The organism is Actinosynnema sp. NPDC049800, from assembly GCF_040656635.1.
Taxonomy (GTDB): Bacteria; Actinomycetota; Actinomycetes; order Mycobacteriales; family Pseudonocardiaceae; genus Actinosynnema.
Window position 1 is genome coordinate 196,682 of sequence record NZ_JBFAMT010000004.1, and the last position, 12,052, is coordinate 208,733.

The 12,052-nt window shown below is 71.0% G+C and carries 16 protein-coding genes; 5 read left to right on the forward strand and 11 right to left on the reverse strand.

Going from position 1 to position 12,052, the window contains the following annotated elements; genetic code table 11:
• Positions 1-7: 7 nt before the first annotated feature.
• The gene (locus AB0I91_RS07910; RefSeq protein WP_498782196.1) at positions 8-919 is read left to right on the forward strand and encodes a mechanosensitive ion channel family protein; all 912 of its coding nucleotides are present in this window, start codon (positions 8-10) and stop codon (positions 917-919) included.
• A gap of 148 nt (positions 920-1,067) precedes the next feature.
• Here AB0I91_RS07910 and AB0I91_RS07915 read toward each other — a convergent pair whose 3' ends face one another.
• Entirely contained in the window at positions 1,068-1,544 is a 477-nt protein-coding gene (locus AB0I91_RS07915; RefSeq protein WP_498782194.1) for a DUF3592 domain-containing protein, read from the reverse strand.
• 83 nt (positions 1,545-1,627) lie between these two features.
• Positions 1,628-1,975: a DUF6401 family natural product biosynthesis protein gene (locus AB0I91_RS07920; protein WP_498782192.1), complete on the reverse strand. Its 348-nt coding sequence runs from the start codon at positions 1,973-1,975 to the stop codon at positions 1,628-1,630.
• A gap of 49 nt (positions 1,976-2,024) precedes the next feature.
• Between AB0I91_RS07920 and AB0I91_RS07925 the strand changes: the two genes are divergently transcribed.
• Positions 2,025-2,510: a DUF6319 family protein gene (locus AB0I91_RS07925; RefSeq protein WP_498782190.1), complete on the forward strand. Its 486-nt coding sequence runs from the start codon at positions 2,025-2,027 to the stop codon at positions 2,508-2,510.
• 77 nt (positions 2,511-2,587) lie between these two features.
• Here AB0I91_RS07925 and AB0I91_RS07930 read toward each other — a convergent pair whose 3' ends face one another.
• Positions 2,588-3,340: a GntR family transcriptional regulator gene (locus AB0I91_RS07930; protein ID WP_499635968.1), complete on the reverse strand. Its 753-nt coding sequence runs from the start codon at positions 3,338-3,340 to the stop codon at positions 2,588-2,590.
• A gap of 118 nt (positions 3,341-3,458) precedes the next feature.
• On the opposite strand from AB0I91_RS07930, the gene AB0I91_RS07935 reads away from it, so the two are divergent.
• Positions 3,459-3,686: a hypothetical protein gene (locus AB0I91_RS07935; protein ID WP_499635970.1), complete on the forward strand. Its 228-nt coding sequence runs from the start codon at positions 3,459-3,461 to the stop codon at positions 3,684-3,686.
• Positions 3,687-3,704: 18 nt separating this feature from the next.
• Here AB0I91_RS07935 and AB0I91_RS07940 read toward each other — a convergent pair whose 3' ends face one another.
• Positions 3,705-4,658, reverse strand: a complete 954-nt coding sequence (locus tag AB0I91_RS07940; RefSeq protein ID WP_498782184.1) for a quinone oxidoreductase family protein — start codon at positions 4,656-4,658, stop codon at positions 3,705-3,707.
• A 5-nt stretch (positions 4,659-4,663) separates the two neighbouring features.
• Positions 4,664-5,476: an SDR family NAD(P)-dependent oxidoreductase gene (locus tag AB0I91_RS07945; protein ID WP_499635973.1), complete on the reverse strand. Its 813-nt coding sequence runs from the start codon at positions 5,474-5,476 to the stop codon at positions 4,664-4,666.
• Positions 5,477-5,581: 105 nt separating this feature from the next.
• Here AB0I91_RS07945 and fabG point away from each other — a divergent pair, with 105 nt between their 5' ends.
• Together fabG and AB0I91_RS07955 are read left to right on the forward strand one after the other, a co-directional pair.
• A complete protein-coding gene (gene fabG / locus AB0I91_RS07950) occupies positions 5,582-6,343 on the forward strand; it encodes a 3-oxoacyl-ACP reductase FabG (protein ID WP_498782180.1) in 762 nt (253 codons plus the stop codon).
• A gap of 2 nt (positions 6,344-6,345) precedes the next feature.
• Positions 6,346-6,804, forward strand: a complete 459-nt coding sequence (locus AB0I91_RS07955; protein WP_499608497.1) for a MaoC family dehydratase — start codon at positions 6,346-6,348, stop codon at positions 6,802-6,804.
• 38 nt (positions 6,805-6,842) lie between these two features.
• Here AB0I91_RS07955 and AB0I91_RS07960 read toward each other — a convergent pair whose 3' ends face one another.
• The 6 genes from AB0I91_RS07960 to AB0I91_RS07985 all read right to left on the reverse strand — a co-directional run bounded on the left by AB0I91_RS07960 (position 6,843) and on the right by AB0I91_RS07985 (position 11,973).
• A complete protein-coding gene (locus tag AB0I91_RS07960; RefSeq protein ID WP_498782176.1) occupies positions 6,843-7,205 on the reverse strand; it encodes a DUF4333 domain-containing protein in 363 nt (120 codons plus the stop codon).
• A gap of 187 nt (positions 7,206-7,392) precedes the next feature.
• A complete protein-coding gene (locus AB0I91_RS07965; protein ID WP_498782174.1) occupies positions 7,393-7,956 on the reverse strand; it encodes a DinB family protein in 564 nt (187 codons plus the stop codon).
• A complete protein-coding gene (locus tag AB0I91_RS07970) occupies positions 7,953-8,540 on the reverse strand; it encodes a TetR/AcrR family transcriptional regulator (protein WP_498782172.1) in 588 nt (195 codons plus the stop codon). The genes AB0I91_RS07965 and AB0I91_RS07970 overlap by 4 nt, the downstream gene beginning before the upstream one ends.
• A gap of 22 nt (positions 8,541-8,562) precedes the next feature.
• Complete coding sequence (locus tag AB0I91_RS07975; RefSeq protein ID WP_498782170.1) at positions 8,563-9,312, reverse strand: hypothetical protein; 750 nt, start codon at positions 9,310-9,312, stop codon at positions 8,563-8,565.
• Positions 9,299-10,765, reverse strand: coding sequence for a substrate-binding domain-containing protein (locus tag AB0I91_RS07980; protein ID WP_498782168.1), 1,467 nt, complete (start codon positions 10,763-10,765; stop codon positions 9,299-9,301). Before AB0I91_RS07980 ends, AB0I91_RS07975 begins: the two co-directional genes overlap by 14 nt.
• Positions 10,762-11,973: a hypothetical protein gene (locus AB0I91_RS07985; RefSeq protein ID WP_498782166.1), complete on the reverse strand. Its 1,212-nt coding sequence runs from the start codon at positions 11,971-11,973 to the stop codon at positions 10,762-10,764. The genes AB0I91_RS07980 and AB0I91_RS07985 overlap by 4 nt, the downstream gene beginning before the upstream one ends.
• Positions 11,974-12,052 lie beyond the last annotated feature (79 nt).

The following is a 12,052-nucleotide window of genomic DNA, read 5'->3' on the forward strand; positions in this document are numbered from 1 at the left end:
GAAGACGATGAAAGCCCTGCTCGCCGCGCAGACGGTGCAGGCCCAAGGCATCGGTGACGCCACCGGTGACGCCCTGCGCAACGTGGTGACCTTCCTGCCCAAACTCGTCGGATTCCTCGTCGTGCTGCTCATCGGGTGGATCGTCGCCCGGGTGCTGCGCGCGGCGGTGAAGAAGCTGCTGGCCCGCCTGCACTTCGACCGCGCCGTGCAGCGCGGTGGGCTCAGCGACGCGATGGCGCGCTCCAAGTTCGACGCCTCGGGGCTGGTTTCGCAGATCGTGTACTACGCGGTGCTGCTGATCGCGCTCCAGATCGCGTTCGGGATCTTCGGCTCGAACCCGGTGAGCACCCTGCTGACCGAGATCGTGGCCTGGCTGCCGAGGGCGATCGTCGCGATCGTGATCATCGTGGTCGCCGCCGCCATCGCGCGGGCCGTGCAGGACATCACCTCGCGTGCGCTCGGCGGGCTGTCCTACGGGCCGACGCTCGGCAAGATCGCCTCGTGGTTCATCATCGCGCTCGGCGTGATCGCGGCGCTGAACCAGATCGGCGTCGCCACCACCGTCACCACCCCGATCCTGATCACCATCCTGGCCACGGTCGGCGGTATCGCCGTCATCGGCGTCGGCGGTGGCCTGATCAAGCCCATGCAGCAGCGGTGGGAGGGCTGGCTGACGAAGGCCGAGAACGAGGCGCCGCAGGCCAAGGCGCAGGCCGAGGCCTACCAGCGCGGCCGTGAGGACGTGCAGCGGACGGCGCAGGGCGTGTCGCCGGCCGAGCAGACCACCCGGATGACCGAGACCCCGGCGCACGCGGCGAGCATGCCGACGCCGCCGGTGGGCCAGCCGATGCCGCAGGCCCAACCGACCCGACCGGTTCAGCCGCACCCCGGCCAGTTCCCCCCGGGCGAGCAGCGCTGACCGGCGCCACCGTCCGCTGACAACCTGAGAACGCTACGCAGGGGTCCTCGCCAAGGGGACCCCTGCTTTTATTTTGCCGGCACCCACCGACAAAAACGGCAGGCCGAAGCGCCGCCGGCGCGTTCAATGCCACCGGTGCCGACCCGGGTCAGAGGAACTGCTCAGGCAGTCCGCCGGGGCGTCGATGGCCGGGCTCCGCGGAACTCCACGTGCGACCGCCGCCCGGGCCCAGCCTGCTTCGCCGTGCTCTCCGCTCGGCCGCCAAGTCCCGGAACACCGAGTTGACGGTCGACACCACGGCCAGACCCACGAGGAACGTGAAGGCGATCGACGTGACGCGGTCGTCGTCGTAGTCGGCCCGCGTCGGGTCGCGCGGGTGGTAGCGGATGGCCACGAGGTCCCCGGGACGGCGGGCTTCGCCTTCCTTCGGGAGCGTGGCGGTGACCGACCGGCCATCGGCGGTCGTGAACCGCACCACCGGGCGCCACGGGGGATGCGTCGCCTTGCTGTGCTCGACGCGCACCACCTCGGCGTCGACCGAGACCGTCGTCAGCTCCGTCGCGACGTAGACGACGCCGAGGACGAGACCGCCCAACGCGGCGATCACCTTCAAGGCTGTGTTCACCTTCACGCCCCCGCGGTCGGCTCCCGACCTCAGGCTAGCCGGCGTGACGTGGTGCGATCGGCGTTTCCGCGCGAGACCTGGCCCTAGCCTTCCAACGCCGGTTCGTCGCGCCGGGCGAGGTGGCAGACGGAGGCCAGTCTCAGCGTCAGCCAGTCCGCGTTCGCCCAGTCCACGATCGCCGGTGGCTCCCAGCCCTGCGCCTTCGCCTCGTCGAGCACGCCCTTGGCGTACCCGGCCAGCAGCACCGCGCCGGCCACCGCCGCCGCCGGCACGCCGAACGCGAGGATGTCGCGCACCGCCGCACCGTGCTGGTCGATCGCCGCCAGCACCCCCGGCGCCAGGACGCCAGGCGCCAGCACCGCCGCAATTCCGAGTTCGTCGCTCAACCGGTCCAAGAACCGGCGAGCGGGGAAGTCCCTCCAACCGCTCACAAGGCCGACACCCTACGCTGTGCGGGGCAATCGACCCACCATCGAACACGTGTTCTATGATCACGCCGGGTCGAGCCGGATGCGCAGAGAGGACGACGAGAACGTGCAGGCGGACACGCTCGTGGAGCAGGAAGAGACGGTGGACGCCGAGGCGCCCGCCGCACCCGTGCAGCAGGAGGTCGCACCCGTGGCACAGGCAGAGCAGCCCGAACAGCCCGCGGAGGCCAAGCCCGCGGCGAAGCGGCCCAAGTCGACGGCCAAGAAGACCCGCACGGTCGAGCTGACGCTGACCGTCACCGGGACCGCCGACGGCGAGTGGCAGGCAGACCTGGTGCACGGCACCAAGCGGGTCGTGCAGGGCCTGACCATCTCGGCCGCGGCGGTGTCGCGGGCGGCCAAGGAGCTGCACGACGACATCGCGGGCGGTATCGACGAGGTCATCGAGGCGGCCCGCGCCCAGCACCGCACGCGGATGGAGGAGCTGGAGGCCGAGCTCGCGAAGGTCAAGGCCGCGTTGGCCGAACTGAGCGACTGACCTGCCCGGGACGGGTGCCGCCGCCCGAGCGTGAGCGACGGCACCCCACCTTTCGGCCGATCATCGCGCGGTCGACGTCAGCCGGCGTCTATTTGGTAGACGAGCTGGTAGCGGTCACTGCTCATGGTGATGTAGTTGACCTCGACCGCGCGGTCGCCCGCGAAGGCCACCCGGATCACCTGGATCACGGGGAAGCCGAACGGGACCCGCAGGAGTTCCGCTTCACGAGGCTGCGGTGAGCGTGCCGACACCACCTCGGTGAAGTGGGTCAGCTCGAAGCCCAACTCCTCCAGCCGCGCGTAGGTCCCGCCCGGCCCGGTGTCGACCTCTTCGACCCGGGTGCCACCGGCGATGTCGGCAGGCAGGTACGACACGGCGAGCTGCACCGCTTCGCCATCGGCACGCATGACGCGGTCACGCACCACCACCTCGTGCTCCCGCCCCGCGTCCAGCCCGAGGTGGGAGCGGACGTCTTCGCTCGCGTGCTCCCGGCGGATCTTCACCGTGACCGCGGGCTGCCACCCACCGGCCGCCGCATCGGACATGAACGTTCCGCGCCCCTCGGTCCGCTCGGCCTTGCTCAGGCGGTTGCGGGCAAGCCGGACGATCGGCTTCCGCTCCGAGACGAACCACCCCTTGCCGGCCACGCTCAGCACCAGCCCTTCGGCCCGGAGCTGGTCCATCGCGTTCTGGACGGTTTGCCGGGCGACCCCGAAGCGGTTCATCAGGACGCTTCCCGACGGCAGCCGTTCGCCTGGTCCGTAGACGCCCTGGTGGATCTCCCGCCGGAGTTCCTCGGCGATCTCCATCCACGGCTTCATCTGCACCATCACTCCATCGTAGAACCTATCTAGACAGCTCCGGACCCTTTGAGTAGCTTCAACATCGTCAACCTATCTAGGTAGCCTAGATAGGGCCGGGCCGAAGCAAGAGGAGAGTTGTCCACAGATGGTGAAGCAGCAGGCCAAGTCGGATGCGACCGAGCACTCGGTCTACCTCAGGGTCTCCGGTGAGGCGGTGTTCGACGAGTCGATCACCGCCGACGGCGACTACGAAGTCAGCTTCGACCGCGCCGCGACCGTCGCGCTGAGCCCCGACGCGGCCGAGAAGCTCCACTCGATGCTCGGCAAGCGGATCCCGGAGCTGCGCGGGAGCGCCACGACCGAATTCGCCTAGGCCGAGCCGAGCCGAACCTCAGCGTGACGGGTCGAGGACCAGTTTTCCGGTGGTGCGGCGGGCGCGCAGGTCCTCGTGCGCCCGGCGCACCTCGGACAGGCCGTACTCGCCGCCCGGCACGGCGCGCAGGTCGCCCGCCAGGACCAGGTCGAACAGCTCGGCCATGGCGCGGTGGACGACGCGGCCCGGGAGCTTGAACGCGTGCGGCAGCCACATGCCGGCGACGGTGGTCGAGTGGACCAGCAGCTTGCCCGGGGCGATGGGGGTCGGCTGCTCCCGGCTGGCCATCCCGTAGAACGCGAGCCGCCCGAACGGCGCCAGCGCGGCGATGCTCTGGTCGGTCACGGCGCCGCCGGTCATGTCCAGCACGACGTCGACCCGCCGCCCGCCGTTGGCCTCGCGCAGCGCATCGGTCATGTCCGCCGCGGTGGAGTCGACCGCGACGTCCGCGCCCAGGTCCAGCGCGAGCTTGCGCTTGTCCTCGGTGCTCGCGGTGGCGATGACGCGTCCCGCGCCCCACTTCTTCGCCAGCTGCACGGCCAGCGACCCGACCCCGCCGGCGGCGGCGTGCACGACGACGCTCTCCCCCGGCTCGAGGTGCGCGCTGCGTCGCAGCAGGAGCCAGGCCGTCGCCCCCTGCACGACCATGCTCAACGCGGTCAGGTCGTCCACCCCGTCCGGCACGTCGAACGCGGTCGCCTCGGGCACCACGGCCTTCTGCGCGTACCCGCCGAAGTTGGTGAGGCCGACCACGCGCCGGTCGCCCGCCGTGCCGACGACCTCGCCGCCGGGCACCAGCGGCAGCTCCATCTTCGACAGGTAGGAGTTCTCGGCCTGGTGGGTGTCGGCGTAGTTGAGGCCCGCGCGGCTGACGTCGACGAGCAGTTCGCCCTCGCCCGCCACGGGGTCGGGCAGCTCGACCTCGGTGAGGACCTCGGGTCCGCCGAACTCGGTGATCTGGATGGCGCGCACGGTGCTCAGTTCTCCTTGGCGATCGGGTCGTGGTCGAGCCGCACGCGTTCACCGGTGGCGGTGCGCGGGCCCGGCGGGTTGGGGAAGGTGAAGGGCGCGCTGGGACGTCCGGCCTGCACGAACCAGCATTCACCTGGTTTGCCGTCGCGCAACACGGAGACGAACGCGTCGACCACGTCGTCCACGCTCATGACCGGCATCCCCGCGGACTCCAAGGCGGACTTGAAGCCGGTGATGATGGCCGTGTCGGCGAACGACGGGCACACCGCGTTAACGGTGATGCCGTCGGCGGCGACGACCGGCGCCAAGCCGCGCACCAGGCCGACGACGGCGGCCTTGTTCGCGCCGTAGAGGGGGTCCATGGGCATGGCCATCAGGCCCGCCATGCTGGCGGTGGCGACGATGCGCCCGCCGCCCCGCTTCTTCAGCTCGGGCAACGCCGCGTGCACGCCGAACACCACACCGTCGAGGTTGATGCCCATGACCGCGCGGTACCGCTCGGCGTCGAAGTCCTCACCCAGGCCGAAGCCGGTGGCGATGCCGGCGTTGAGCACGGCGATGTCGAGCCCGCCGAACCGCTGCACGGCCGTCGCGACCGCCGCCTCGCTGTGCCGGGGGTCGCGCACGTCGCAGTGCGCGAACACGCCGCCGATCTCGTCGGCCACGGCCTGGCCCCGCGCGTCGTCCACGTCCGCGACGACGACGGACGCGCCGGCGGCGGCCAGTCGGCGTGCCACCCCCGCGCCGATGCCGTTCGCGGCACCGGTGACCAGTGCGACCTTGCCCGAGAACTCCACCGCGCCTCCTCTGGCTGGCATTCCGACCAGTCGGTATGGTTCTCCTGACACGCTCTGGCGTCAAGGCGACGTCGCCGGTAGGTTACTAAGCGGTTGCTTAGGCCCGCAGATCAAGGAGGACTGACCGTGGCCGAGACGGACGCACGGGTGGCCATCGTCACCGGTGCCGCACGCGGCATCGGCGCCGCCGTAGCCACGCGGCTCGCGCAGGACGGCATGGCCGTCGCGCTCCTCGACCTCGACGAGGACAGCTGCGCGGAAGCCGTGGAGAAGATCAAGGCCTCCGGCGGGACCGCGATCGCGGTGGGCGTCGACGTCAGCGACAGCGCGGCGGTGGACGCGGCCGTGCAGCGGGTGGCCGACGAGCTCGGCGCGCCGACCGTGCTGGTCAACAACGCGGGCATCCTGCGGGACAACCTGCTGTTCAAGATGACCGACGACGACTGGGACGCGGTGATCAACGTCCACCTGCGCGGCACGTTCCTGATGAGCCGGGCGGTGCAGAAGTTCCAGACGGCGGCGCAGTGGGGCCGGATCGTCAACCTGTCCAGCACGTCGGCGCTGGGCAACCGGGGCCAGGCGAACTACTCCGCCGCCAAGGCGGGCCTGCAGGGGTTCACCAAGACGCTCGCGATCGAGCTGGGCAAGTTCAACGTGACGGTGAACGCGATCGCGCCGGGGTTCATCGCGACCGACATGACCGCCGCGACGGCGGCCCGGGTCGGCGTCGACTTCGAGGACTTCAAGAAGGGCGCGGCCGCGGCGATCCCGGTGCAGCGCGTCGGCACGCCCGAGGACATCGCGCACACGGCGTCGTTCCTGGTCAGCGAGGGCGCCGGGTTCGTGTCCGGTCAGGTCATCTACGTCGCCGGCGGACCGAAGGACTGACCATGCGGGTATTCGCTGACCTGGAGGAATTCGCGGCCGCCAAGGGCGAGCACCTCGGCCACGGCGAGTGGCACGAGATCACGCAGTCGGAGATCAACCTGTTCGCCGACGCCACCGGCGACCACCAGTGGATCCACGTGGACCTGGAGAAGGCCGCCGCGGGGCCGTTCGGCGCGCCGGTCGCGCACGGCTACCTGACGTTGTCCCTGATCCCGTTGCTCGTGCGGGACATCTACACGGTGCAGGGGCTGGCCATGGGCGTGAACTACGGGTTGAACAAGGTGCGCTTCCCGAGCCCGGTGACCGTCGGGTCGCGGGTGCGGGCCGGGGCCGAGCTGGCGGAGATCACCGACGCGGCGCAGGGCAAGCAGGCGGTGGTGAAGGTGACCGTCGAGATCGAGGGCAACCCGAAGCCCGGCTGCGTGGCGGAGACCGTGGTCCTGCTGGTGCCGGCCGCCTGAACCGACGGGCACGGCACTCGTCCGGGTGCCGTGCCCGGTCACGGTGACGGCGGGCCCACTTCCAGGTCGCCGCTGTAGGTGTCCTTGATGTGCACCCGCACCTTCCGCTCCCTGCCGTCGTCCATGAACGTGCAGCTGAACGTGACGCCTTCCTTGATGGCGATGTGGCCGGGGCAGGGCGCCGAGCTGTCGTCACCGCTCCACCCCGTGATGCCGGAGTCGGGGTGCTGGTCGCGGAGCTGGTCGAACACCTTGGCGGACAGCTCCATCCGGTCGAACGTCCGCATTTGCTCCAGCTGCACGGTCGCGGTGCCGGAGAGCACGGCGACCGTCAGGACCAGGGCGCACACCGCGGTCACCACGGCCGACAGTGCCAAGGTGACGCGCAAGTAGATCGGCATGCGAAGTATGTAACCGATGAGGCGCCACGCCGGCGGCGTATTGGCCGAGATGTGGCACAACGGTGCTGTGGCGACGGTGACGCCGACCGGCCCGCGGCGGCGAGGTGGAGTTCGACGACGGCGCCCGGCAGGCGTTCGCCGAGGCCCCGGCCGGCAGCACGCCCGGGCGGCCGCGGGGTCTGACGGCTCAGGCCCGCGCCTCGCGGGCGACGCGTTCCAGCTTCGCGTGGTAGGTCTCCCAGTCCACCGACGGCAGGTTGTCGCTGCCCGCGCGCAGACCGGCCGTGCCGTCGACCAGCTCGCGGACGATGTCGGCGTGGCCCGCGTGCCGGTTGGTCTCGGCGATCACGTGGATCAGGACGAGGTGGAGGGTGACCGCACCGCGGTCACCCGGCCACCACGGCACGGCGCCCGGCGAGTCCAGGTCCAGCGCCTCGATCGTCCCGTCCGCGTGCGCGCAGGCACGGCGGTAGAGGGAGACGACGTCCTCACGGGACTCCTCGGCCGTCGCCCACATGTCCACGTTGGGCTCGTCCTCGAAGTCCGCCCACGGCAGCGGCTCGGGGAACGGGCGGCCGAACGTGTCGCCGAAGTAGCCGACCTCGATCCCCGCCAGGTGCTTGACCAGGCCCAACAGGTTCGTCCCGGTCGGCGTCAGCGGACGGCGCGCGTCGTAGGGCGACAGGCCCTCCAGCTTCCACAGCACCGCTTCACGCGCGGACCTCAGGTAGCGGTGCAGGTCGGACTTCACGAAGAACCCTCCGAAACGGGACGCAAGGACGCGAGCAGGAGGTCCGCGAAGTGCCGGCCGACCTGCTTGGCCGACATCGGCCCGTCCGCGCTGTACCACTGGCCGAGGTGGTGGACGGTGCCGAAGAAGTAGTGCACGGTCAGGTCCGCGGGCACGTCCGTGCGGAACACGCCGGCGGCCTGCCCCTCCTCCACCAGCGACCGGAACCGCTCGTGGTAGCGCCGCCGTTCCGCCCGCATCTCGCGCCGCTTGTCCTCGGCCAGGTGGTCGGCCGAGCGGAAGTACACCCGCGCCTGGTCGAAGTTGTCCACCGACGTGACCACGACGTCGACCGCCGCCGCGTGCAGCCGCTCGGCCACCGGCGCGGACCCGGACGCGAAGTGGTCCAGCCGCTCGGTCTGCATCCGCAGCAGGCTGCCGTAGATCTCGTGCAGCAGGTCGTCCTTGGACCCGAAGTAGTGGTACATGGCGCCCTTGGTGACGCCCGCCAGGTCCACGATGTCCTGCACCGCGACCCGGTCGAAGCCCTTGGCGGCGAACAACCGCGTCGCGGCGTCGATCAACCGCTCCGGTACCGATGCCATGGGCCAAGCATCGCACGCCCCCTCACTGGAACATCGCGATCGGCAGGATGACCAGCTCCCGGGTGTCCTCGTTCCACGACTGCACCTTGCCCAGGCAATGGGCGTTGAAGGTCCCTTGGGGCACCGAGTCACCCAGCAGCCAGCGGTCGCCGCACTCCAGCCGCACCTGTGGACCGTCCTCGGCCGGTTCGCCGACCGGAGCGAGGAACACCGTCGTGCCGTTGCTCTGGGACGTCATCCGGCACACGCCCTCCACCCACACGTACCGGGTGACCCGCCGCAGCCTGAGCGGACCGGTCGCCATCTCCCACGAGGCCATCAGCCGCTCGAGGGCCGTGTTCCGCAGCACGGTGCGCTCGTCCAGGTTCACGTACACGATGTCGTCCCTGTTCTCCAAACCCTTGACCATGTCGCCGACCAGGTCGACCGGCTCGAAGACCTCCTGGACGACCCTGGTCTGCCCTCTTCTGGAGGAGAACTGGCCGATCTCGCCCAGTCCCGGAACGGCTATCTTGCCGTCCTTGGTGAGCTCGGCCGTCGACGTGACGTCGGCGGGGAACCGCGGGATGTCGATCATCGCGATGATGCGCGACACCATCTCCCCGTCGACGTAGACGGGAGGGCCCGGTGTCGGTGACAGAGCGGACTTGCGCGCCGCGCGCCAGGCGAGCACCGCCACCCCGACCGCCACGACGAGCGCCAGGACGGTCACGATCCACACGAGCAGCCACGGCCACCACACCGACCACCACAGTTCCCTACCGACAGCCACGGATCTCCTTCACCGCCTCCAGCAGCGACCCGGTGGTGGCGTCCACCACCCGCCCGCCGGTCGCGCGCGCCACCCGGTCCAGTTCCACCGGGTCGGCCTCGCCGAACCGGATCGCGTACGTGCGCGCGGGCGGGTCCGGCCACTTGCCCAGGAACTCGTCCGCGCTCATCCCCGCGTTGTTCTCGCCGTCGGTCATCAACACCACCGTGCCGTCGCCGACGATCCGGTAGGCGTGGTCGAGCGCCGACCAGATCGCGGTGCCGTCGTCGGCCAACTCGGCCGACGCCAACGCGCCGGCCAGCACTTCGAGGTCCGCGGCCTGTCGCACCACGATGCTGCGCTCCTCCATCACGGTTCCCGCGAACCGCACGAGCACGACCGTCTCCCCCACCCGGAACCGGTCGAACCCGCCCGCACGGCCGAGCGTCGCGAACGCCTCTCGCAGGCCGGCGATCCGCGGGCCCGCCATGGACGTCGAGTGGTCGAGCACGAACACCACCCGGCCCTGCTCGCCGGCCCGGTCGTAGGCGGCCAGCAGGCTGTTCAAGACCTCCTGCGTGCCGGGGAAGTACAGCGCGGTGCCGATGGGCTCGCGCAACTCCTCGGTCCGCTGGACCTGGGGGTCCACGGGCCGGCGCGAGGTCCGCTCCATGATGGCCCGCTGCGCGGACGGCGAGCGCAGCCACTCGACGGCCCGGTCGTACGCGGCCCGCTTGTCCGGCTTGAGCAGCATCAACGGGTAGTCGGACAGGACGATGCCGTCCTTCGGGTACACGACCTCCAACGGCTCGCGGAGCCGCCCGGACGCGTTCAGCGACAACACGGTCGACTCGTACGCGACCACGGCGTCCACGTCGTCCTGCCGCCGCACGTACTCGTCACCGACCTCGGCCGCGCCGGACGCGCCGAACGCCTGGCCGGTGAGGAAGCCCTGGAGCTTGTCGCAGGTGACGTCCTCGGGCCGCAGCGCCGCACCGGTGCCCGCGGCGGCCGTCGCCACGCCGATCAACGCCGCCATCCCGCTGCCGGACACCCGCGGGTCGGCCATGCCGAAGCGCAGCTCCCCCGCCGCCGCACGGCTCGCCACGTCGGCCCACGAGGCGCCGCGCAACGCCTCCGCCTTGCCCGCCTTCACGCCCAGCACGAGCGGCGAGAGCATCGTGGGGGTGGACAGCGGCAGGTCCACGCCCTTCAGCGCCAGGTACCGGTTCGTGGACAGCCACGCCAGGTCGTGGTCCGCGCCGCCCGCCGCCAGCTCCTCGGCGGCCCGGATGGTGCCCCTGCGGTCGAGCTTCAGCTCCACCCCGGTGTCCCGGCGCAGGTCGGCCAGCAGCGGCTCCAGGTCCGCCAGCTCGGAACTGGCCAGCACGGTCAGCGCGGCCGGTTCGGGCGTGCCGGTGGTGCAGCCGCCGAGGACCGCCGCGGCCACCAGGAGCAGGACCGGCAACCTCATATCGGCACCCGGATCTCCGGGCAGTCGCCGACCTCCCTGATCATGGCCTCCAGGTTGTCCGGCCTGGGCAGCAGGCCTTCGGTGCTGCTCAGGGCGGGCTCCGGCAGACCGCGTTCCCTCAGCAGGTGGGGCAGGGCGGTCGGCTCCTTGTTGTCCAGCCGGAACCCCAGTTCCAGGGCACGTCGGCGCAGACCGGGGTCGTCGCGCACCAGGTCGCCGACCAGCTCCCCGGCCGGGCTGAACGCGATGAGCCGCGGCTCGGTGCGGTGGTGCGCGTCGGGGTAGAGCAGCACCCGGTCGGTGTCGGCCGCACCGGTCCGCGCCACCGCGGTGAACTGGTGCGCGATGTACTGGTGCTCGTACATGACGCCGACCGGGGCGCTGGTGCGGCCGTCGGGGTGGAAGAACGAGGTGCCGATGCCGGAGCCGTGCAGGCCCTCGATCTCGAACACCGGCTTGATCCTCTCCGCCACCTCCGGCGCGCTGCGCTCGTTGGGCGGGACGGAGTTGTTGGCCGCGAACGCGACCAGCCCGAGCCAGGCCGAGCCGGAGTAGGAGTCGCACGGGTTCGGCGTCTGCGCGACGACCTGGTTGCGGTTGTCGACGCGCGGGTCCACCTGCGCCCAGGTCTTCGTCGGCGCGCCGTTCCCGGGGAGGGACAGCTCGTTGACGAAGACGTCCAGCTTGAGGGTGTAGTAGAGGCCGAGGCCCTTCTCGTCGTCCTGCTTCACCGCCGCGCCGGCGCGCACCAGGGCTTCCGCGTACTCCCTGAACGCGCCCAGCACGAGGGGGCTCGCGAACGGGTAGTAGGCCCGACCGCCGAACCGCTCGTGGATCAGCTCGGCCGAGGCCTGGCCGGACGGCATCACGAAGTCGAACTCGTGCACCCGGTCCTGCCGGTCCCTGATGAGCTGCCGCGAGCCGCCCGAGTCGGTGACCTGCACGTCGACGCCGTGGGACATCAGGATCCGGCGGACCTCGGGATCCTGGAAGTACACGATCTTGGACGCCATCATGGCGCGCACCACCGTGATGCCCCGGAACGGCAGCGCGATCGTGCCGGACGTGAGCATCGCGATCACACCGGCGAGCGCGACCGCCACCGATACGCCGAACGGCAGCAGATAGCGCTTGCGCAGGTAGATCGCCCGGGTCTTCGGCCTGCGGACGGCGAAGGCCGGCTCTGCGGTGGAACGGTTCGCGACCACGGAACTCCCCCGTGCGGACGGCGATCTCCCCTGCCTACCAGGCTAGGTCGTCGCGCCGCCGCGGTGGGTTACAAGTCGG